This is a genomic window from Waltera acetigignens (assembly GCF_025567015.1).
Classification (GTDB): domain Bacteria; phylum Bacillota; class Clostridia; order Lachnospirales; family Lachnospiraceae; genus Acetatifactor; species Acetatifactor acetigignens.
In genome coordinates this window covers 69342-91006 of the sequence record NZ_JAOQJO010000003.1, presented here as the reverse complement: position 1 = coordinate 91006, position 21665 = coordinate 69342, and the positions used below count along the sequence as shown (strand labels likewise).

Below are 21665 nucleotides of genomic sequence, written 5' to 3'. Positions count from 1 at the left end.
CGAGTTAGTCTATGCTAATATAACAATTGTTATGGAGACAGATCGTAAGAAAATCACGGAAGAAAACTTAATCCGCTGCGGCAGGGAAGAATTTCTGGAAAAAGGCTACGCCGGGGCGAACCTCCGGGATATCTGCAAACGGGCCGGAGTTACTACCGGGGCTTTTTATTTCTCTTTTGAAAATAAAGAGGCACTGCTGGGGGCAATTCTGGATCCCCTGATTGCCGAATATCAGAAAATGATGTATGAAATTACCAAAAGAGAACAGGAACATCCTGAGACCGCAGAGCAGAATGAACGTGAGATCATGGAATATATCTGTGCGCACAGGCAGGAATGTGAACTGGTACTGGAGAAATGCTCCGGCAGCAAATACGAATCCTTCCGGGATGTCGTCTTCAACAATATGTTCACGGCCTTTCAGGGCTATTATGAAAAACAACTAGGCTATGTGCCCGATAAAGAATTACTACGGATTCTGACATCCATGAGGTTACACGGATTTCTGGAATTGATCAAAGGAGATTATGATATGGAACACCGCCTGTTCCTGACGAAAGCCATCGGTATTCACGCCGATGCCGGAACGCAGGGTTTAATTGCATATTTTAAGAGCGAGAAGGATGCTCACCGTTAATGCGGTGGGCATTTTCTTTTATAAAAAATAACAAATATAACTTTTGTTATATTCAGAAAACAAGTAGGAGGATTAGTTATGAACAAAAACGTGAACTACGGAAACTGGGTACCTGAAAAAATGTTGGCGCTGTGCTATGTCGCTGCTGCCGTACTCGGCATTGCCGCCTATGTGACCGGACCGGTGCTGCATCTTGCCATTCCGACATGGATCCTGGGCATTCTTGCCGCGATTTGCCTGGTCTATGGCATTTACATGCACATCTGTCATGAATTGTTTGCCTTCGGCAAAGGCAACATGATGGCAAAAGTCCATCAGCATCTCGTAGATCATCTGGAATGGGACGGCGAAGGCACTCTGCTCGACATCGGATGTGGTGCGGCTGCCCTGACGATCCGCTGCGCCAAGGCTTTCCCCAAGGCAAAACTCGTCGGTATGGACTACTGGGGTGCCGAGTGGAACTATGCCAAAGAGCAATGTGAAGCCAATGCGAAAGCGGAGGGTGTTGCCGACCGGATCACCTTCCACAAAGGAGATGCCGCCCATCTGGAAGATCCGGATGAGACCTTCGATGCCACTGTCAGCAACTTTGTCTTCCACGAAGTCCGTTCCGCCAAGGATAAACGGGATGTGGTCAGAGAAGCTCTGCGCATAGTCAAAAAGGGCGGTGCCTTCTCCTTTCAGGACATGTTCTCCCAGAAAGCACTCTACGGTGACATGGAAGAATTTGTCGAAGAGTTAAAAAAAGAAGGAATCACAGAAATTCACTACATCGGCAATCTTGAGAAGAAACTGGATTTTATCCCCGGATATGCCGCTGCTCCCTGGATGATCTCCGGAATGGGAATCCTATACGGGCGGAAATAATCACGAAAATCAAAAATGTTTTTGTATAGTTTTTCACGAAATCCAAAAATGTTTTCACGTGGTTTTTCACGAAAATCAAAAATGTTTTCACGTGGTTTTTCACGAAAATCAAAAATGTTTTTATATAAAACCATCCCGGACACTGTGTCTGTCTCACAAGCACAGTGTCCGGGATGTCAAATTTCTTCTTATATGTCCACCCTATAATGTAATATTGATCACCGGCACAGGCGCCGCCGATACACCTACGCCGACAGCATCTGCGGAAAATGAAGTCCCTGTCATGCCGGAGGAAACCGCTCCTGCATTCCCGGTGGGAATGACCACGTTGTCTTTCATTTTCTCCAGGTGGTTGAAAACTGCTTTCAGGTACTCCGCATCGGCCTTGACGATGTCTTTCATCTCTTTGTTGCGGTGTTTGATCTTCATCATCTTGAGGTCTGCGGGATCCATCTCCCTGTCCACCGAGACCGCAGTATCCGATAAGCCGTCCAGTCCCATCTCTTCCATCAGGTCACGTAAGCTGTCAGACATTTCCTGCATCATCTCAGAGGTGAAATCGCTCATTTCCGACATAAAGTCTCCTGCCTGTGCATAGAATTCATCCATGCCGAGATCAACATAATCGGATATATCATAGCTGTCCCCGGCATACTCATACGCAGAGAAATCCCCGGACACTTCATTCGCGGAATCTTCCGCAGACATCTCTTCTGCATTCCGCGCGTTTTCAGCTTCTGCGTCTGGCACATCCTTCGTTTCTTCTTCGCTGATCCGGTCTCCCTGACAGATTCCGCCGGCAGCCTTCATCATTTCCTCTTCTTCGAGATGTTTTGCTTTCTTCTTCGCCACACGTTCCATAGCCTGTGCATGAGCGATTGCTGCGTCGATCTCTTCACTGTCACTGTCACTGTTCTGCTTCTGACGCTTCAGGCGCATGATCTCTCTTCTCGCCTGTCCGGCTGCCTGCTTTGCCGCCTGGGACGTCTTGCTCCGCAGTATCTTGGACGAGATATTTTTGAACTGGTACTTCAATTTCTTCAGCGCCAGCGTCGTGTTCTTTGTCTGCTGCCTCTGATTGCGCAGCGATTCACTGTAACTCAGGGAACTTGTAACGATGGAATCCTGTCCCCAACTGTTCGCTGCCTGCGTCTGCGTACTTTGACTGTTTCTGGACAGCATTCTACGAATATCGGTAACAGAACTTTTATTTTTTGCTCCGAAGATACTCTTCTGATTGTTCTGCGTCTTCTTTCCTCCGGAAAATGCCTGCGGCAAACCGGTATTGCCGCTCCCGTAAACACCTCCGGACTTCCCCATAGAAATCATACAGCATCACCTTACCCTCTGAAGTCAAAGTTCTGGCCGACCTGCCGTTCGTCTGCGGTCTGCACACTGTCACTCCGTGTGTTGAAATTGTAGGTTTCTATCTTAGACAACAGTTCTTCTATGGAACCGGCGCTGATTGTCACCGTATCCTCTGTGCCGGCTTCCTCCTTGCTGTCTGCTACCTTATCCGACTTCTTGTCTTTTAGCCGTTCTTCCTTTTCTTTCTTAGCAGCCTTCTTCTCCGCAGCCTTTTTCTCTGTTTTCTTCTGCTCAGCCTTTTTCTCGATCCGGGCCTTCTGCTCGGCGCTGGATTTCTTCAATACAGCGAAAAATGACAGTGTTCCTCCATCATTTACCTGCATTCCAAAGCCCTTGACCTGCGCACCGGAACTCTGCAGGCTGGTCTTTAACTGCTGTATCTGTGCAGCGGCACCGCTCAGGATTCCCTCATACTGTTTGCGGAATTTCTCGTCTGTTGCCATCTGTTCGATCTTGTCCTCATCAATGAGAACAACCGTCTTATAGCCATTGGCATATTTTGCAGCATTGGCTTTTGCATTCTCCTTCTGATCTCTGCTGACCAGAATAAAATCATAATTTCCGTACCTCTTCTTCAGCTGCTCATAGTATTTCGCAGCCTTCTCCGACAGCTCCGGCTGACCGATGGTTCTGCCGTAATCCTCAGTCTTTCCCCTGGTCTGTGCCGTTTCGGACGTCTTTCCCGTACCTGTTGTGCCGGCTGTCTTATCCGGCGTTCCGAATACCTCAGGCTTCTTCGTCTTCGTACTCTTGCTGTAATCACTCTGCGCAGCATACGCACCTACGCTGCCGGTTGCTCCGATTCCCGCCATAATTATTTCCTCCTTGAAAATAAATGCCAAATCCGTTTGTTTACCTAGTTCCTCTATTGAGAATATCGGACAACTTCTCCGACTTTTTTATACACACCAAAAGGAAACATGCAAAAATGTGCAAAAAAACCGCCTTTCTGCGCCTTTGTGGATCAGAAAAACGGTTTTCCTGTAAACTTTATCCTAAATTACTATTGATTCAAATGGTTGATCGTAACATGCAGCTCTCCCAACAGCTTCTTAATGTCCGCACTGGAGGTCGCCATATCTCTTGCTAACTTCTGTACTTCCGTTGCCACCACGGCAAAGCCCTTGCCCTGATCTCCGGCTCTTGCAGCCTCAATCGAAGCATTCAGTGCCAGAATCTGCTGTCTCTTGCTGTAGCCATCGATTTCCTTGGTCTTGTCCGTTGCTTCCTCGATCTGTTCCGCAGCTTTCGTAATGCCACCCTTTAGCTCACCTACCAGATTCTCGTTTTTCCTGTTGACGTAGCTGGCTCTTACGAACATGTTGATCACATCTCCCAGCAGATTTGCCGAAGCGTCGATCTGCTCCCTTGTCTTTACATTTACCTTTTTCAAGGCCTTGATATATTTATCCTCATCAATGCCAAGTTCTCTTGCTGTCTGACGGAACTTCTCCTCATCCGGATTCTCCGGCAGCACCTGTCCTCCGATAATACTGCCCAGCACGGTTCCATCCTCCAGTGTGATCGGAATACCAAAATCCACAAGTCCCGCATGGCAGGGATACACACCATGGCCTTCTCTGTCACACTGCTCGCAGCGCTTTTTCCCCTCTGCGCTTCCTCTCGTCAGATCAATACAGAACTCCGTAAAATTATAACAGTCACTGATGTATTTTCCGTCTGCACCCACAGCCACGGTTGCCAGTCCCGTGCTGTTTGCCCAGTTCTTCATGATCTGCTCGAATTTGTTCATGTCACAAAAATCCTGAATCTTCATATAACTTCCTACTTTCCCGGTTATCTTAACCGCCGAACGCATCAAATCCGGGGACTTTTTGTCCCGGTATTATCTTATATTTGCATAAAAAATTATACCACATTTTTCAATATTTTTCGCCCTTTTTAATATTTTTACAGATATTTTTTTCGACATTATCTGCCTGAATGCAGTATTTTGTATGGCTCTGAATAGTTAACAGAAATACATGAAATGTAGAGCCATCTATAGTATAATTATCTGGATACAAATATTGAAGCAGATCAAGCGAAAAAGGAGGTACCGTTAATTGAGGAAAACGAAGCTATTCATAAAAAAAATATGTGTTCTCATTCTGATATTATCTACAGCCCTGCTCAGTGCCTGCTCTGCCAGCACCTCCGATAGTACAGGAAAATACGTTGTCCTGATCGGTGAAGATTCTGAAATCACAGAAAAACTTTCTGACATTGATCTGCTTGTCATAGATGCGGAATATTTTTCCCAAAATGACATTGCCCGTTTAAGAGAAAATGGTGTCCGTGAAATCTACTCCTATATCAATATCGGATCGATCGAAAGCTTCCGATCCTATGATACAGACTTTGAGAAATATACTCTGGGTGCCTATGAGAATTGGCCGGAGGAAAAATGGATCGATGTCTCAGCTCCGGAATGGCAGGCATGTACAGCTTCCAGAGTAGACGCCCTGGTACAGAAGGATGTGGACGGCTTTTTTGTCGATAACACGGATGTATACTATAACTATCCGCAGGAATCCATCTATGAAGGAATCCTTACGATTCTGGACTATATGGACCATACAGGCAGAAAGATCATGATCAACGGTGGGGACTGTTTTGTAAAAAAATATCTTACAGCTGAAAAAAACGTTCTCATCGATGGGGTAAACCAGGAGAACGTTTTTACTGCGTACGATTTTTCAAATGATACCTATACCATAAACGATAAAAGTACACGTGAATACTATACTGATTATTTAGATTTTGCTATGTCACACGGCTGTACCGCTTATACTCTGGAATACGCAACGGTTCCTGCCATCCGCAGACAAGCAGCCACCTACGCCGCGAAACATGGATACATCTGCTGCATTTCTGATAATATTGGGTTATGTCTGGAAAAATAACATATTCCTATCAGCCGCCATCACAGAAATGTAATGACACAAGTATCCAGATGCTTTTGCTTTGTCTGTTCATCCGCATCAGCAGCTGTGCACAGATCACAATAATAGCATATATTGTAACCTCCCTGACCCCTGGTGTTTTCTGTCACAGCATAGTATCCTGCCTTCAGCTTCACAGTCTGCCCACTTAAAAAGTGAATCTCTCTGAGTTCATAACCGCCTTCTCCAATATTATCCACCAGCGGCACCTGCGGATTATACACTCCTGTAGAAGCATAATCCAGCTGAATCTCCGTATAATAATTCTTCAGATTCGCCTGATCTGCCGCCACCTTTGCCTTATGTATATAAGACAGATACTGCGGTGCCAGTACTCCCACCAGCACTGCCATGATAGCTATTACAATGATCAGCTCTACTAATGAAAATCCCCCGTTTCCCTTCTTTCCTTTTGATTTTTTCATGACTTTTCTCTCCATTACATTACAATACATTCCGCAGGCATCAGGCCCACTGATTTTTATCCGTCATGATTTTATCATTTCCAAAGTAAATGTCAATAAAGTAATTATTAAATATATATGATGCCAGGGTCAAAAGGTCTAAGCCCACATGAGCTTGCTCATAAGTGGGTGAAAGACCTTATGACCCGCCCCGATATGAGCATAAAAGTGGGATGATAATCCCACGATATGCGAATAGAGGGTAGGATTGTGAGAGTGCATAGCACGGAACAATCCGTAGGCATCAAAGTCGGGGGCTTTTGACCCCGACATCATATATAAGAAAGACCCGCATGGTCTTCCCAGGCAGGTCTTTCTTCCGGTCATATATTCAGTTTTATCAGTTCTTTATTATTCGCAAAGCTTGGAAAATGCATCTGCTACGAACTGAACCTTAGGTCCGATGATTACCTGAACGGAGGTCTTACCGGGTTTCATGACACCGGCTACGCCTGCAGATTTGATCACCTTATCATTCACTGCGGTAATGTCTTTTACTTCCAGTCTCAGTCTTGTGATGCAGTTGTCAATGCTTGCAATGTTGTCCTTGCCGCCGCAGCCTTCCAGAATGGTTGCTGCGATTGCTGCGAAATCATCATTTGCCAGCTCGATCTTCTTCTCTGCTTCTACATCATCATCTTCTCTACCGGGGGTCTTCAGATCCCATTTCTTGATAGCGAAGAGGAATACGAAGTAGAATACAACAAATGCTGCGATACCCAGAGGGATGATCAGCCAGATTCTGGCTGCTGCAGGCAGGGAGGATGAGAAAAACAGATCCATCGCACCTGCGGAGAAGCTGAAGCCTGCACGGAAGCCAAGAGCAACAGTGATCATGGTGAAGATGCCGTACAGTGCTGCATAGATCACATACAGTCCGGGAGCTAAGAACATGAATGCAAACTCAAAGGGCTCGGTAACGCCGCAGATGAAGGAACAGATTGCTGCGGAAGCTACCAGACCGATCGCTGCCTTTTTCTTGGCGGGCTTTGCACATTTTACCATTGCCAGAGCTGCACCGGGGATACCGAACATCATACAGGGGAAGAAGCCGGACATATACATTCCAAGGCTCCAGGATACATCAGCGCTTGTCTCACCTGCCCAGAAGTGCTTCAGATCTCCAAGTCCGATGGTATCGAACCAGAATACGTTGTTCAGTGCGTGATGTAATCCGGTAGGGATCAGCAGACGGTTCAGGAAAGCATAAATGCCGGCACCGACTACATCCAGACCTACAATGGCTTCACCGAGAGCTACCAGACCGCCGAACAGTAAAGGCCATACGAACAGCAGTACAACAGATGCCAGAATAGATACCACACCTGCTACGATAGCTACACAGCGCTTACCACTGAAGAAGGATAGCCAGTCGGGAAGCTTGGTATCCTTGAACTTGTTGTAGCACATGGAACCGATAATACCGGCAATAATACCGATAAAGGGATTCGCAATCTTATCGAATGCCAGTGTCTTGGTAGCATCCTCAGCGATGGAGGGCATAATGGTCGTAACAAATCCGGTAGACAGAAGTGTTGTGAGCATCAGCCAGGAAGCCAGAGCTGCGATGGCTCCGGTACCGTCATTTTTCTCTGACATACCGACACCTACACCGATTGCAAACAGGATCGCCATGTTGTCGATCAAAGCACCACCTGCTTTTACGAGGAACAGACCGATCAGATTTGCCACGCCCGAGATCTCACCACCCTGCATTGTTGCCGGGCACAACCTGTAACCAATACCCATGAGGATACCGCAGATCGGCAGAACCGCTACGGGAAGCATTAACGCTTTACCCAGTTTTTGAAGAAACTTCATACATTTCTCCTCCTTTACATTATACTCAACCGGAACAGTTCCGGTCAGTTTCGTTAGTTGATACGGACGTACCGCTCTTAAGAGATCTGGAGCACGTCCTCGCCGGGAGATACCTCTCCCTCCTTCAGAATACTGATCTTTTTATATTCATCGGTATTGCAGACCAGAACCGGAGTGATGATATGCAGTCCGGCTTCCTGAATTTTCTCCAGATCCGCATCCAGCAGAAGATCGCCCTTTTTGACATGGTCTCCGGCAGCAACATGTGCCGTGAAGGGGGCCCCCTTGAGCGTCACGGTGTCCAGTCCGATGTGGATCAGAAGCTCCGCTCCCTGATCCGTTGTCATGGTGATCGCATGAAGCGTATCAAATACCACGGTCACCTCTCCGTCTGCGGGAGCATATATTTTCCCCTCAGAGGGGATCACTGCAAATCCGTCTCCCAATATCTTCTCGGAAAATGTAGGATCCGGTACCTCCGTAAGAGCAACTGCCTTCCCCTTACAGGGAGATCCGATACAATTCCCTTTTCGCTTACCTTTCAAAAAATCTAACATGTGAACTCCTTTCCGTCGATATATACCGCTGCAATGTTCAGTTCCTGATCCAGGAGTACGAAATCTGCCCTTTTACCAACGGATATACTGCCCACTTCATTGAAAATGCCGATCTCCTTCGCCGGATTCTCCGTGGCACACATCACTGCCGTCTCTAACGGCAGACCGACCGTTTTTACTACAAACCGCATACAATCCATCAGATTCGTCGCCGATCCGGCGATCGTGCCGTCATGCAGGGTAGCCAGATTGCCTCTGACGGTAACCGGCTGTCCTCCCAGAGTATATTCACCATCCTCCAGGCCCGTTGCACGCATACTGTCACTGATCAGGATCATGCGGTCAGCACCAAACATCGCAAACGTTGCACGGATCACTGACGGATGAATGTGTACACCATCACAGATCAGCTCCGGATGACATTTCTCTGAATCTCTCACTGCTCCGATCACGCCGGGCTCCCTGTGGTTCAGCGGCGGCATTGCATTATACAAATGTGTCGCATGCGATGCTCCATGTTCAATGGCTTCCCTTGCTGTATCATAGTCGGAAGCTGTATGCGCCAGTGAAATGACCACTTCTCCTTTAGCTCTGTCGATAAATTCCATCGCTCCCGGCTCCTCCGGTGCGATATCTACCAGCTTGATCAGCCCGTTCGCCGCTTTCTGCAGCTGACTGAAATATTCATAATCGCAGTGCATGATATTTTCCGCCGCCTGAGCACCCTTTTTCGCCGGACTGATAAAGGGTCCTTCCATATTGATGCCCACCAGGTGGGATCCACCGGAATACTCATAGCTGCCGGCATTTTTCATGACCTCCAGCAGTTCATCCTTAGGGATCGTCATGGTAGCCGGGCAGACACTTGTCACACCGACGGAGGCTTCATATGATGTGATGACATCCAGTGCTTCCTTCGTACCGTCACACATATCCGCGCCCTTACAACCATGGAAATGAATATCCACCAGTCCCGGTATCAGATACATGCCTTCCGCATCCACAACAGCTTCCTCACCTGCCGGATCCCCGGTACAGCTTACGAACCTGCCGTTCTCCACGGCTGCATCCCCTCTGACAAACCGATGCTCCTCTGTATATATATTTGCATTTCTGATTCTCATGACCTATCAGCTTCCCCTTTCTTATTCAGAAAGCTTACTGAGCGCTGCTTCGTCTGCCACCAGTGTCACATCATTATGAAGCTGTAATACCGATGCCGGCACCTGCGGTGTAATGGGGCCGAAGAAAGCTTTCTGTACGATCTCCGCCTTGTCTTCGCCGCTGGCTACGATCAATATTTTCTTCGCCTGCATAATGGTCTTGATCCCCATGGTATATGCCTGCTTCGGGACATCCTCCGCCGATGCGAAGAATCTCTTGTTGGCTTCGATCGTAGACTCTGTCAGGTTCACGCAATGTACCTGCTTGTCAAAACTCTCTCCCGGTTCGTTGAAACCGATGTGCCCGTTATGTCCGATTCCCAACAGCTGCAGATCCACACCGCCCAGCGACTGGATCAGTTCCGTATATCTACGGCATTCTTTCTCCGAATCCGGCTCCATTCCGTTTGGCAGATGTGTATTTTCTACCGGGATATTCACATGGTCAAACAGATTCTGGTGCATAAAATAATAATAACTCTGCTCGTTTTCCCGGCTCAGACCTTTATATTCATCCAGGTTCACCGTCATAACCTCAGAAAAGTCCAGATCTCCCTTGCGGAACCATTCCACCAGCTGTTTATACAGGCCGATGGGAGTAGATCCCGTAGCCAGTCCGAGAACACAGTTCGGTTTCATGATAACCTGTGCCGATACGATATTTGCAGCCTTTCTGCTCATATCTGCATAATCTTTTGCTTTGTATATTCTCATGAATCTCTCACTCCATTTCGCATATTTTACTACGGACATTCAGCACCATGGACGGTGCCACACTGAGTTCATCAATTCCCATCTGCACAAATCGTGTGGTCAGTGTCGTATCCGCTCCCAGTTCTCCACAGATGCCGACCCATTTGCCATGCTTATGTGCTCCATCAACAGTCATCTGTATCATACGCAGGACTGCCTCATGATGTGGATTATAGAATCTGTCCAGTCTGTTGTTCTGCCTGTCGATAGCCAGCGTATACTGTGTCAGATCATTCGTGCCAATACTGAAGAAATCAACATGCTCCGCCAGCTCTTCACTCATCATGACAGCTGCAGGAGTCTCGATCATAATTCCCTGTTCCGGAATTGCGTAAGGAAGCTTTTCTTCCTCCAGCTCCTTAGCCACCTCAGCTACGATTTTCTGAATATCCAGCACTTCCTCCACGGAAATGATCATCGGATACATAATGGCCAGTGTTCCGTATTTTGCCGCCCTGAGAAGTGCTCTCAGCTGGGTCTTAAAGATCTCCGGCTGCTCCAGACAGATCCGGATCGCGCGGTATCCCATGGCCGGATTATCTTCCTTGCCCAGTCCGAGGTAATCTACATTTTTGTCCGCACCGATATCAAGGGTACGGATGATGACCTTTTTCCCTGCCATCATCTGCAGCACCTGACGGTAAGCATTGAACTGTTCTGTCTCATCCGGAAGAGAATCCCTTCCGAGATATAAGAATTCACTGCGGAACAGGCCGATACCCTCCGCATCATTCTCCAGTACATATGCCACATCCGATACGCTGCCGATATTGGCATATACATTGACCTTGCGTCCGCTCTTTGTCACGGATTCCCGTCCCTTGTAATCTGCCAGCAGGCTTCTCTGTCTCTGCTCTGTCTGCTGTGCTGCTTCTGCCTGCCGGAGCTGCTCTTCCTCCGGATCCAGGTAAAATACCGCTTCCCTGCCATCCACAATAGCACGGGTTCCGTTATGGATTTTCTCCAGTTCCAATGGTACCCCTATCAGTGCCGGAATATTCATCATACGTGCCAGGATCGCAGTATGGGAATTCGTTGAGCCATGCACTGTGACAAAGGCCAGGATCTTACTCTTATCCATCTGTACCGTCTCACTGGGTGTCAGATCATCTGCCACAATGATCGACGGCTCCATGGTACTCCAGTCAATCTGCTCCTCCCCGGACAGATTACGGACGAGCCGGTTGGAGATATCCCTGACATCCGCAGAGCGGGCCTGCATATATTCATCATCCATGTTGGCGAACATCTCTGCAAAATTATCACCGGTCACTGCCACCGCATACTCTGCATTCACTTCTTCGTTCTGAATCATGCTGTGAATGGCATCCTGATAATCGTCATCCTCGAGCATCATCTGATGCACCTCGAAAATGGCTGCATTGACTTCTCCGACCTCCTGCAAAGCCTTCTCGTATAACTGTCCCAACTGCGTCATCGTACGTTCCTTAGCCGCATCCAGCCGTTTCAGTTCTTCCTCTGTGTTGTCGATATGGATCCTCTTAACGAGACTGTCCTTTTTCTTCAGAACACTGACAGGTCCGATCGCTGTTCCCTTATATACGGATTTTCCAATATATTTTTCCATTTTCTACCTTCCAAACTCTGTCGTACAGGTCTTCTCCTAGAGGTTCTCACGGAAAAACTTCTGAAGCTCTGCTGCTGCGGTATCTTCATCCGCTCCTTCTATCGTGACTTCCACATTGTCTCCGTGCTTCACGCCCATTCCCATGATCGCCATCAGCTTGCTCGCTGCAGCTGATTTCCCATTGCAGGAAATTGTCACTGTGCTCTGATACTTTTTCGCTTCCTTGGCGAGCAGTCCCGCAGGACGTGCATGCAGACCGATCTCATCCTTAATGATATAGCTGAACTGTTTCATCGGCAACATTCCTCCTTATTTTATATTTCTTGCTTTAAATATGTAGCATATTGTACATACTTTTTGCCTGTCGAGCTTATTATATATACATATTACCCACTTTTTTATTGTTTGTCTACATCACTTTTGATAAATTGTATATTTTTGAACATTATCGTAAAATTTTGTAAACTTTTTAATAAAAAAATTCAATCGTATGCACATAAAACAGGCACATCAGCTGAGCTGATGTGCCTGGGTTTTTTGATATGATTTCATATGATTCCATGTAAGCACCCGTCATGGAGCTTACAGCATGCTTTTTAATCTTCATCTTCTGTTTTTCCCGGGATTCCATCTGATGCCTGTGTCATCTTCCTGTACTCATACCGGGGAAGAAAATCATTCCTGCCGTAGGCATCATAATAATTCATGAATATCCGCTGTAAAATATCCGGGATATACGATTCTTCTGCTTCCACCAGTATGATCAGGTGCTGGAGAGAGCTGTATCGGGTGCATATATCGTTCTTCCGGATATTTTGCCGGATTGCTTTCTCCATGCACTCCATTGCTTTATCGATATGATCAATGTACATCGTCTGGTCTGATTTTGCATCCATGGTGACCAGCACCAGATAACAGCGGTGCCGGTATCGTTCTCCCAGGCTGCTTACATATTGATACAGTCTGGCGAACTCACGATAGTCAAGATCTAATGCTCCTGTATAGCTTCCGCTCTCCAGCAATGCTCCGGCGATTACCTCCAGATCATTTTTTCTGGCCTGTGCATCCGGCTGCTGTTCCTCCAGCTCCTCATAAAACCGGTAACTGTTTTTACCGTTCTGTTTGACATAATACAACGCTTTATCCGCTTTTATATAATATTCTTCAAAGTTTCCTCCCTGTCTGCACATGCACAGACCGCAGGACAAGGATGCCGGTGAAGTCTCCGCCGTGACATTTTTTGCCGCACGAAAGCTGTCAAACAGCTTTCTCACCCGCATGTTTATCTCTGCTTCCGATACCTCCGGCAGATAGAACAGGAATTCATCTCCTCCCAACCGGCAGACTACTGCGTTCTTCATGCACTCTGTAAGCGTCGCTCCCACCAGTCTGAGGGCATGATCCCCCACCTTATGTCCATAGACATCATTGATCTTCTTCAGATTATCCATATCCACAAATCCCAGACAGCCACCCTGCTTCTGCATTTTCTCAAGGATCAGTGCCTCACCCTTATGACGCATAGGAAGACCTGTCAGATAATCCAGGCTTTCCCTTGCCTCTCTCTGCCTGGCCAGCTCCAGCTCGCGGATGCGGTCCATTGTCTGGATCAGAGTAACGACCAACAGGACCACCAGTCCGGTTGCGATAAAGATTCCGGACAGAGACACAACACGATACACTGCTGTCACCTCCAGCATGACTGCGATCATGGCAGCCACCAGTCCGATCAACGGAAGCTTGTAATGCTTCGCCGTTCCCTTGATGAGATCCCGGCAAATGGTGATAAATACCGTCAGGAAGGTTCCTGCGATCACCATGTGGGACAAAAACATTGTCGAGATAAAATCTGCGATATTCAGTACCTGTAAGGCCGTGCATAGTACAAAATTCACATAGGTGATACACTCTGCCACATGATAGACCTTCCGGTACCTTCCCTGCTGCACACTGTCAATATAGAACATGATCGGAACCGGGCAGAGCATCACAACGAAGAAGCACATATTCGACAGAATAGAAGCATTGGAAACAAACAGCTGGCGCAGCTTCGATTCTCCCAGCATCCACACTGCTCCCAGGAGCATGCACCATCCCAGGTACTCCAGATCAAATCTCGTCTTATATATAATATCAAGCACCAGACTGATGATCAGCACGACCAGTCCGGCAAACAGCATGGCGCAGGCGATCAGAGTTACCATAAAATAGCAGTGGAACATATATGCCCAGATATCTGATTTATCCCCACAATATACCGTGTTGACGACACCGGAATACTTGTCGGTAAAGGACTGCAGTTCGATCCGCACTTCCTTTCCCGCATCCTCGCCTGATGTCTCGCAGAACACATACCGGCTGGCAGAATTTTTCCCAAAAGGTCTGGTATTCTCCGTATCATACACCGCCCTCAGTTCCCCACCGATGTAAATGCGCACATTCTCCAGAGAGGACCTGATGGCGATCGTATTTTCATGATAATCCTGTGGGAGCACTGACCGGATGACCAGAGGCTCTCCGGCAGGCACATCACATTTGCCCGGGACCTGGATCTCCTGTTCTGTTCCGTCTGCCAGCACCCGGTAAAAGGTTCCCGTAAAAGTAATGCTTTCCTCCGTGACCGTGTCCCTCTCACTGGGGTAAATGCGCTGCCCTAAAAAAAGGCTGCAAGCAGCACAAGGATCACCACATAAAATAAAATTCTTTTATACTTTCGGATCGTATATTTCTCTTCTGTCAACTTTTTCTACCTCATTAAATGATACCGGGGCAGCCCCCGTAAAATGTTTATGGAAAATTCATTCGACAAATCATGCTTTCCGAACTAAAATAGGAATGCGATATGATAATTTCATGATCCTATGAAAGGAGACAACATGATATGAAGAATAAAAAATATTCCATCATTTATAGCAGCTTAACAGGTAATACCAAGGTGCTGGCTGATGCGATCCACGAGGCATTACCTCAGGATGAATGTGAGTATTTCGGTGTGTCCGACACCGTGATCCCTTCCTCCGAACTGCTCTATATCGGATTTTGGACCGATAAGGGAAATGCAGATACCAAGACCTTACAGCTATTATCGCAGTTAAAGAATAAACAGATTTTTCTGTTTGGAACTGCAGGCTTTGGTGGCAGTGATATCTATTTCCGGAAAATCCTGAATCAGGTTAAGCAGTTCGTTGATGCAAGCAATGTTATCTTCGGAGAGTATATGTGTCAGGGCAGAATGCCGCAGTCTGTCCGGGAACGCTACTTGAAAATGAAGGAAGCTCCTGATCATCCGGCAAATCTTGATGTATTGATCCAGAATTTTGACTGTGCATTGTCTCACCCTGATGCAGATGACCTGGAGAGACTCAGACAAGCCGTTAGGAACTCATCCTTCTGATAAGACCATAAAATAAGGCAGCCCCACATAGCTGAGTCTGCCTTACTCTCTTTATTTAACGTTGATGCCTCTGGCATATTGTTGCAGAAACTGTTTCTTTCCACATGGTCTTCCAAAATAATATCCCTGCAGATAATCCACCTTCATTGCTTTCATTTTCAGAAGCCATTCTCTTTCCTCGATGCCTTCTGCGCATATCCTGACGTTAATACTATGTACCATGGGAATGATATTTTTATATAATTCATAATCCCTGGCACTGTTCATCGCCTTGGCCGTAAAATCCCTGTCCATTTTCACATAACTCGGATTCATATCACGGATACAATGAAGATTCGAATATCCTGTTCCAAAATCATCGATCACGAAGGGGATCCTGTTCTTGTCCAGAGTTTTACGGAATTTACAGAACGAAGGTGTCATATCCATAAATCCGCTTTCTGTCATTTCAACACATAAGCATTCCAGCTGTAATGAATATTTTTGAATTGCATGCAGAATATCCCGCTCCACATTGCCTTGCAGGATCTGAACATAGGATACATTTACATTCATCCGGAAGTCAGGAATATATTTCTGCATTTCACAGCACATTACTGCAGCTTCGTTCAAAATATATCTTCCGGCGGGAATGATCAATCCGGTCTCTTCCAATAATGGGATAAACTCCATCGGTGAAACAAACTCCCGTCCTTCTTCCGTTATCATGGAAAAACGCATCAGTGCCTCTGCTCCAATGATCTGTTCCGTCTGGCAATCCACGATCGGCTGATAATTGACTTCAAAGCCTTCATAATTGTTTACAATAGCATTACGAAGTGCTGCTACAATTCTTCCTTTTTGCAAAAAGGCCTCATAGTCATCCTGGTCAAAAACATAGAATCCGTTTTTACCCATGCCTTTTGCCTGTTTCAAGGCAAATTCAAACTTTTTGCGGCATTCTTCGGTTCCCTCACAAAATGTTGCTGCATCTATAACACCAATAGAAATAGAAAATATAGCTTCATAATTTTCGGCTATTATGAAATTATGAAGTTTATCTGTAATCTTTTCTTTCAGTGCCACAGCGTCTTCTGCGGAGGAAGCTTCCAGATCCACGATCACATACTGATCCGCTACCAGATGGTAAATTCTCTGCTTGTCTGAAAGGCATTCCTTCATACAGTCGGCTACGCTTTTCAGGATATAATTACCATAATCAGCTCCCCTGGAGCTATTGATCGCTCCAAAATCATCAATTCCTATATGCATAAAAAATCCCTTGGTAATGGATTCTTTTTGTGCACGCAGGTAAGCAAGGAATTCCGGACCGCCAAGCAGTCCTGTGACATTATCGGCTCTTCTCCTGTTGCCGGTCTCATTCAGACACCCGACCAGATACTCTGCCTTTCCCTGCTGATCAATGATCACGATACCACGGCAGTTAATCCAGACCGGCATACCTTCTTTATCAAGCCACCTGTAATGAAGATTATGTACATTTTCTCTTCCTTCGCATATATCCGCAAGATGCTTTGCAAGCATCCTGCGGTCTTCCTCATACACTACCTTCATAACTTCATTTGAAGCATCTGTCAGGATATTTTTCGACATATTAAACCGCTCCACAGCTGACTGTGAAATCTCAAAGATATTATTCTGCAGATCAAATATATACAGGTAATCATCCATACATTCTGTAATGATCTGAAATAAGATTTCTGCTGTCTGCTCTCCAAACACTTTAAATATATCATTAATCACAACAAGAACCTTCCTTCCGACAGCTTCACTCTATTCCTGCCATTTTTCTAGAATAGCTTAAAGATATTCACGCGGTCATGCATCTTGGCTGCTCCCTCTGCCAGATTAACACTGATCGCAGTATTCTCTTCGGAGGATGCTGCATTGCCCTGTACTACGCCTGACAGCTGTTCAATTCCCTTGCCGATCTGCTCCAAGGACTCTGCCTGGGAGTTGGCTTTCTCCATGGTGTTCTCTGCAATATCTGCAAAGGACTCCATATCTGCAATGATCTGATTGAATGCGTCTGCTGTTGTTCTTGTGATCGTATTGCCCTTTTCGATTTCCACTAAGGTCTTATCGATCAGATCTCTTGTATTCACAGCCGACTTCGCACTGTCTGCTGCCAGCTTGCCGATCTGATCCGCAACCACCGCAAAGCCTCTTCCTGCTTCTCCTGCTCTGGCAGCTTCAATGGAAGCATTTAGGGATAACAGGTTGGTCTGGGATGCAATATCCTCGATATCTGTGATAATATTACCGATCTCCTTGGAGATTTCTGTAATGTGCTCCATCTCCGTCAGCAGCTCGTTCATCTTTTCTTTTTCTTCGTTCGCTTTGTTTGCAGAGGTTTTTACACGTGCCGATGCGCTCTGCGTTTCCTTCGCTGTATCTGCAGCCAGATCCACGACAGTGTCAATGGTGGCATTCAATTCCTCGATGACTCCTGCCTGCTCTGTTGCACCATCCGCCAGGGATTTTGATGCATTTTCCACCTCTGATGCATTCGATGATACCTGTTCTGCCAGATTTCTGATCTCAGTCAGGGTACTGTTAAACCGCTTCAGGATATACAGCAGTGATGTCTTCAATTCCGAGAAATCGCCCAGGAAATCCGTAATGTCATCACCATTTCTGGTCAAGTCACCCTGTGCGATTGCCTTTACCTCCACAGAGATCTCGCTGACATAATCTGCCAGAATACCCATGGCTTCTTTCAGATTCCTGATGGTACCACCCAGCTCATCCTCAGACTCATAGGTAAGCATTTCTACGTTGGACAGTTCGCCCTTGCGCAGGCTGGCAACTGCTGCCTCTATCTGTTCTACCGGCTCTGTAATGGAATTGGTAATGATCCTTCCGATCAGTGTTGTCACTACAGCAATCGCAAGACCTGCTGCCACGATCACGACAAATATGATGATGGTGCATACATTGGCCATGGTCTTTGCCCGGTCTAATTCTACCTGGAACTTGTCACGTAATGTAGTTAATTTCTCAGCAAATGCCTTATACTCTTCATACACCTCTCCGATCATCAGTTTCGCTGCTTCCTGCTGTTTACCTTCACGGCTCAACTTCAGGATTTCATCCGAAGCAGCCCTGTATTCTTCCCATGCAGCGTTTGCTACTTCGTAATCGTCCTGTCCTTCTTGAGCATCTCTGTCTGCAGACATGATTGCCTCCAGATTCGCATCGGTATCCTGGATCTGACTCTCCAGCTTCTGAATTTCTTCTTCACAAGAGGTCATAACAGCATCATCTGATTCTACCAGATGTTGATACTGTTTGATTCTATATTTTGCAGTCATTGTTTCTAATTCCTGCAGATCTTCCAATGCCGGAGACCAGACCTCCGTGATCTTCTCTATATTTGAACGGATCACTAATGTCGAGATCAGTGCCACCAACACTAAAAAGAATGTCATAACAAGCACTGTCATTCGATATAATTTTAATTTTCCTGCAACCTTTAAGTTAGCTATATGCTTTTTGATCTTTTCCATGATAGTTTTCCCTTCCTTTCAGCTTCTGTAAATTTTCAATTCAACTTCTATGTGCTTAAACGTCTGTATTATAGCACAGTTGATTGGAAAAATCTATTAAAAAATATAATTTTTTTTACCAAATATTAGTAATTCTATTGCAATAAACTGGTGAAAATTGATCAATTCTATCTTACATATGATCTTTTTCGGTTATTTTACGAATAACACGGCATGGGTTGCCGGCCGCCAGACTATAGGGAGGAATATCTCTCGTCACAACACTTCCTGCTCCTATTACACATCCCTCCCCTATGGTAACACCACCACAAACAACCACATTGGATGCCAGCCAGCAATTATCTTTTATAGTAATCGGCTTCGCATACTCAAGAGTATAAAGGCTGCCATCTTCTCTTTTCCTGACATTACGCTCCTCAGGCAATAATGGATGCATAGGAGTTGCCAATGTAACATTAGGACCGATCATCACATTATCCCCTATATGTATTTCACCTACGTCTAAGCATGTGAAATTAAAATTAGCAGAGCTATATTTTCCGAAGTAAGTATGACATCCATAATCAAAATAGACCGGTGCCTGCAAATACGGAAGCTCCTCTGTTGCCGGCAATAATTCTCGCAATATCTGTGCCTGCACTTCTTGCTGATCTTCATCTGTTAAATTATATCTTCTTGCTAATTTACGTGCATGCAAACGTAATTGTTCCAATTCGTTATCCGATGAATCATACAACTCTCCGCTTAACATTTTTTCTCTTTCCGTCATTTCTGATGGCCTCCTGTTTCCAATTTTCCTATTGTTATATTCGCTGATCAAGGTCGCGCATCTTCAATTGTTTAATATACATCACCTTGCTGGCTACTGCAAGCAGTACGGCAGCTATACAACCTGTGACATATAGTATATCAGCTTTGCGATCTCATTCCGGTTTTAATCCTGCCTGATCCATAAATTGCTGCTTCCTTACAGCATATTCCTGCTTTCTTTCATCCGGAAGCTTTCGATAGATCTCTTCAAAGCCTGCTTCCGCATCCTCTGTCCCATATACAGGCTGCATCACTTCACTGTAAAGCCACTCATCCCACAATGCTTCAAACAGTTCTTCTGCATTACGATATACCTTATTTCTATCAAAACAGGATTTCTGCTCCCTATAATATGTTAAATATACAAATCCAAATTCACCTGCATCCAGGACACAGGTATCACCTAACATATCATACAATTCCTGGAACACTTCTGCAACTTTTTTACATTTGTCATGATCTTCTTTTGAGTACTTTTCTCCCATGCACAAATACCTCATTTCTTGGAATATCTATCATTTAACTTTTCACTATCATTATTGTATTTATTCTTTACTGCATGGAATAATATATGTATAATTATATCGAAGAATTGATATGAAAGGAAAAAGGATAGCGCTTCCCGCCTTGCGGCTACGCTATCCTTTTTCTATACATTTCTATACATGATTGTTACCGGGGATACAACCCCTTACTTTTTTGATGAGTATAACTAACGGACGCTCTCAGCCTCCCACTCCACTACAGCTCCACTGGATGCATCGATCGTAAAGTCATATTCCGTTCCGCCATAGATGATCTTGCCTTCGTATTCCGGACGTCCATCGTCATAATCGAATTCCCATTCGTAGATGTCCTTTTCCGTTGCACCGCTTACACTGCCAAGTGCTGTCTGCTTCGCATCTGCCTCACTGACAGTAACATTACTGCTATTGCTGCCACTCCATCCGGATGTTTTTTCATCGTATCCGGAACTTAAAATCTCACCGGTATCCACGGCTATTTCATAGTCGTACTTCTTACCGCCTGCGTACCATTCAATTTCATATACCTGGCGTCTGCCTTCATAGTCCAGCTTTGACTTGGTGATCGTTGCATCCGTTGCCTTCACTCCGGCATGCTCAAGAGCTATCTTCTGTGCCATTTCCTCATCCACTGTGCCGGTTACCGTCTGCGCAGTAGCTGCGGCAGAACTCTGCGTTGTGGCAGAATCGGCAGCGGGGGCTGTCGTCTCCGTCTGTGCCTGGGTATCTACTGCATTCTTCTCCTGGCTGCTTGGCTGCTGATTTATCACTGGTTTACCGCCACATCCGGTCATAGCCACTGCCAGGGACAGTGCTGCGCCGGTTAAGATCAATTTACGTTTCATCATCTATCTTTACCTCCTTCTATTCAAAGTGAATTGCGTAGATTGTAGCAGGCAGCCATATCCATACTCATATCAGCAATTCACATTAATCATTTTCGTTCAAATACATATTCCGATTCAGATGACAAATCTCTTCTGAAAGTATATCCAAGTCTGTCAAATTTTCGTATCTCTTCAGGATTCTCAATTTCTCTTTCTGCCATGAACCGGACCATCTCCCCTCGGGCCATTTTGGCATATGTCCCTTTCGTTACCAGTTTATTTCCCGATAACTCACAAAAGGAGACCGTAATATAGGTATCCTTAGGTGTCAGATACTTTTCTATGCATTTTGAGTATTCTTTTGATGCCAGATTAATGATAACCCTGCTGTCATCAATCACTGAACGATATAATCTCTCCCCCCAGTAATCATACAGA

General features: G+C 45.9%; 21 protein-coding genes. 4 read left to right on the top strand and 17 right to left on the bottom strand.

Annotation, left to right across the window (positions count from 1 at the left end; genetic code table 11):
• The first annotated feature begins 31 nt into the window (after positions 1 to 31).
• Positions 32 to 637 (top strand): TetR/AcrR family transcriptional regulator, encoded by a 606-nt coding sequence (locus OCV96_RS04635; RefSeq protein WP_118538812.1) that lies wholly within the window; start codon positions 32 to 34, stop codon positions 635 to 637.
• Positions 638 to 715: 78 nt separating this feature from the next.
• Entirely contained in the window at positions 716 to 1504 is a 789-nt protein-coding gene (locus OCV96_RS04630; RefSeq protein ID WP_022312346.1) for a class I SAM-dependent methyltransferase, read from the top strand.
• Between the two features lie 201 nt (positions 1505 to 1705).
• On the opposite strand, the gene OCV96_RS04625 is transcribed toward OCV96_RS04630, so the two are convergent.
• The 3 genes from OCV96_RS04625 to OCV96_RS19420 all read right to left on the bottom strand — a co-directional run bounded on the left by OCV96_RS04625 (position 1706) and on the right by OCV96_RS19420 (position 4649).
• Positions 1706 to 2833 carry a hypothetical protein gene (locus tag OCV96_RS04625; RefSeq protein WP_262593661.1) on the bottom strand — a complete coding sequence of 376 codons (1128 nt, stop codon included), beginning with the start codon at positions 2831 to 2833 and terminating at the stop codon, positions 1706 to 1708.
• Between the two features lie 11 nt (positions 2834 to 2844).
• The gene (locus OCV96_RS04620) at positions 2845 to 3684 is read right to left on the bottom strand and encodes a DUF6033 family protein (RefSeq protein WP_118669434.1); all 840 of its coding nucleotides are present in this window, start codon (positions 3682 to 3684) and stop codon (positions 2845 to 2847) included.
• 191 nt (positions 3685 to 3875) lie between these two features.
• Complete coding sequence (locus OCV96_RS19420; RefSeq protein ID WP_118538808.1) at positions 3876 to 4649, bottom strand: PocR ligand-binding domain-containing protein; 774 nt, start codon at positions 4647 to 4649, stop codon at positions 3876 to 3878.
• A 289-nt stretch (positions 4650 to 4938) separates the two neighbouring features.
• Between OCV96_RS19420 and OCV96_RS04605 the strand changes: the two genes are divergently transcribed.
• On the top strand, positions 4939 to 5778 hold the full coding sequence (locus tag OCV96_RS04605; protein WP_262593660.1) for an endo alpha-1,4 polygalactosaminidase: 840 nt from the start codon (positions 4939 to 4941) through the stop codon (positions 5776 to 5778).
• Between the two features lie 20 nt (positions 5779 to 5798).
• On the opposite strand, the gene OCV96_RS04600 is transcribed toward OCV96_RS04605, so the two are convergent.
• The 8 genes from OCV96_RS04600 to OCV96_RS04565 all read right to left on the bottom strand — a co-directional run bounded on the left by OCV96_RS04600 (position 5799) and on the right by OCV96_RS04565 (position 14742).
• Entirely contained in the window at positions 5799 to 6242 is a 444-nt protein-coding gene (locus OCV96_RS04600; protein WP_262593659.1) for a type IV pilin protein, read from the bottom strand.
• 390 nt (positions 6243 to 6632) lie between these two features.
• On the bottom strand, positions 6633 to 8102 hold the full coding sequence (locus OCV96_RS04595; protein WP_262593658.1) for a PTS transporter subunit EIIC: 1470 nt from the start codon (positions 8100 to 8102) through the stop codon (positions 6633 to 6635).
• 77 nt (positions 8103 to 8179) lie between these two features.
• The gene (locus tag OCV96_RS04590; RefSeq protein ID WP_262593657.1) at positions 8180 to 8659 is read right to left on the bottom strand and encodes a PTS sugar transporter subunit IIA; all 480 of its coding nucleotides are present in this window, start codon (positions 8657 to 8659) and stop codon (positions 8180 to 8182) included.
• Positions 8653 to 9783 (bottom strand): N-acetylglucosamine-6-phosphate deacetylase, encoded by a 1131-nt coding sequence (gene nagA, locus OCV96_RS04585; RefSeq protein WP_227733436.1) that lies wholly within the window; start codon positions 9781 to 9783, stop codon positions 8653 to 8655. Before nagA ends, OCV96_RS04590 begins: the two co-directional genes overlap by 7 nt.
• A gap of 21 nt (positions 9784 to 9804) precedes the next feature.
• Entirely contained in the window at positions 9805 to 10536 is a 732-nt protein-coding gene (nagB, locus tag OCV96_RS04580; protein ID WP_118538800.1) for a glucosamine-6-phosphate deaminase, read from the bottom strand.
• A gap of 7 nt (positions 10537 to 10543) precedes the next feature.
• A complete protein-coding gene (ptsP, locus tag OCV96_RS04575; RefSeq protein WP_227733435.1) occupies positions 10544 to 12163 on the bottom strand; it encodes a phosphoenolpyruvate--protein phosphotransferase in 1620 nt (539 codons plus the stop codon).
• A gap of 36 nt (positions 12164 to 12199) precedes the next feature.
• A complete protein-coding gene (locus OCV96_RS04570) occupies positions 12200 to 12457 on the bottom strand; it encodes an HPr family phosphocarrier protein (protein ID WP_227733434.1) in 258 nt (85 codons plus the stop codon).
• A 302-nt stretch (positions 12458 to 12759) separates the two neighbouring features.
• A complete protein-coding gene (locus OCV96_RS04565) occupies positions 12760 to 14742 on the bottom strand; it encodes a diguanylate cyclase domain-containing protein (protein ID WP_262593656.1) in 1983 nt (660 codons plus the stop codon).
• A 302-nt stretch (positions 14743 to 15044) separates the two neighbouring features.
• Here OCV96_RS04565 and bilS point away from each other — a divergent pair, with 302 nt between their 5' ends.
• Entirely contained in the window at positions 15045 to 15557 is a 513-nt protein-coding gene (gene bilS, locus OCV96_RS04560) for a flavodoxin family protein BilS (protein ID WP_227063381.1), read from the top strand.
• Positions 15558 to 15608: 51 nt separating this feature from the next.
• Here the strand turns inward: bilS and OCV96_RS04555 are convergent, their stop codons facing one another.
• The 6 genes from OCV96_RS04555 to yaaA form a co-directional block, all read right to left on the bottom strand.
• Positions 15609 to 17300 carry an EAL domain-containing protein gene (locus OCV96_RS04555; protein WP_262593655.1) on the bottom strand — a complete coding sequence of 564 codons (1692 nt, stop codon included), beginning with the start codon at positions 17298 to 17300 and terminating at the stop codon, positions 15609 to 15611.
• A 47-nt stretch (positions 17301 to 17347) separates the two neighbouring features.
• Positions 17348 to 19066: a methyl-accepting chemotaxis protein gene (locus tag OCV96_RS04550; RefSeq protein WP_262593654.1), complete on the bottom strand. Its 1719-nt coding sequence runs from the start codon at positions 19064 to 19066 to the stop codon at positions 17348 to 17350.
• A 172-nt stretch (positions 19067 to 19238) separates the two neighbouring features.
• Positions 19239 to 19835, bottom strand: coding sequence for a sugar O-acetyltransferase (locus OCV96_RS04545; protein ID WP_022153480.1), 597 nt, complete (start codon positions 19833 to 19835; stop codon positions 19239 to 19241).
• A gap of 154 nt (positions 19836 to 19989) precedes the next feature.
• Entirely contained in the window at positions 19990 to 20361 is a 372-nt protein-coding gene (locus tag OCV96_RS04540) for a hypothetical protein (RefSeq protein ID WP_227063387.1), read from the bottom strand.
• A gap of 227 nt (positions 20362 to 20588) precedes the next feature.
• Entirely contained in the window at positions 20589 to 21248 is a 660-nt protein-coding gene (locus tag OCV96_RS04535) for a PepSY domain-containing protein (RefSeq protein ID WP_227063391.1), read from the bottom strand.
• A gap of 86 nt (positions 21249 to 21334) precedes the next feature.
• On the bottom strand, positions 21335 to 21665 hold a 331-nt coding region (gene yaaA / locus OCV96_RS04530), incomplete at its 5' end, for a peroxide stress protein YaaA (RefSeq protein WP_262593653.1).

Excerpts from the sequence above, each read along its gene's own strand:
- OCV96_RS19420 (WP_118538808.1), bottom strand. The coding sequence starts at position 4,649 with ATGAAGATTCAGGATTTTTGTGACATGAACAAATTCGAGCAGATCATG.
- nagA (WP_227733436.1), bottom strand. The coding sequence starts at position 9,783 with ATGAGAATCAGAAATGCAAATATATATACAGAGGAGCATCGGTTTGTC.
- OCV96_RS04600 (WP_262593659.1), bottom strand. The coding sequence starts at position 6,242 with ATGAAAAAATCAAAAGGAAAGAAGGGAAACGGGGGATTTTCATTAGTA.
- OCV96_RS04635 (WP_118538812.1), top strand. The coding sequence starts at position 32 with ATGGAGACAGATCGTAAGAAAATCACGGAAGAAAACTTAATCCGCTGC.
- OCV96_RS04550 (WP_262593654.1), bottom strand. The coding sequence starts at position 19,066 with ATGGAAAAGATCAAAAAGCATATAGCTAACTTAAAGGTTGCAGGAAAA.
- OCV96_RS04535 (WP_227063391.1), bottom strand. The coding sequence starts at position 21,248 with ATGATGAAACGTAAATTGATCTTAACCGGCGCAGCACTGTCCCTGGCA.
- OCV96_RS04570 (WP_227733434.1), bottom strand. The coding sequence starts at position 12,457 with ATGAAACAGTTCAGCTATATCATTAAGGATGAGATCGGTCTGCATGCA.
- OCV96_RS04590 (WP_262593657.1), bottom strand. The coding sequence starts at position 8,659 with ATGTTAGATTTTTTGAAAGGTAAGCGAAAAGGGAATTGTATCGGATCT.
- OCV96_RS04625 (WP_262593661.1), bottom strand. The coding sequence starts at position 2,833 with ATGATTTCTATGGGGAAGTCCGGAGGTGTTTACGGGAGCGGCAATACC.
- ptsP (WP_227733435.1), bottom strand. The coding sequence starts at position 12,163 with ATGGAAAAATATATTGGAAAATCCGTATATAAGGGAACAGCGATCGGA.
- nagB (WP_118538800.1), bottom strand. The coding sequence starts at position 10,536 with ATGAGAATATACAAAGCAAAAGATTATGCAGATATGAGCAGAAAGGCT.
- OCV96_RS04595 (WP_262593658.1), bottom strand. The coding sequence starts at position 8,102 with ATGAAGTTTCTTCAAAAACTGGGTAAAGCGTTAATGCTTCCCGTAGCG.
- OCV96_RS04540 (WP_227063387.1), bottom strand. The coding sequence starts at position 20,361 with ATGGGAGAAAAGTACTCAAAAGAAGATCATGACAAATGTAAAAAAGTT.
- OCV96_RS04545 (WP_022153480.1), bottom strand. The coding sequence starts at position 19,835 with ATGACGGAAAGAGAAAAAATGTTAAGCGGAGAGTTGTATGATTCATCG.
- OCV96_RS04620 (WP_118669434.1), bottom strand. The coding sequence starts at position 3,684 with ATGGCGGGAATCGGAGCAACCGGCAGCGTAGGTGCGTATGCTGCGCAG.
- bilS (WP_227063381.1), top strand. The coding sequence starts at position 15,045 with ATGAAGAATAAAAAATATTCCATCATTTATAGCAGCTTAACAGGTAAT.
- OCV96_RS04630 (WP_022312346.1), top strand. The coding sequence starts at position 716 with ATGAACAAAAACGTGAACTACGGAAACTGGGTACCTGAAAAAATGTTG.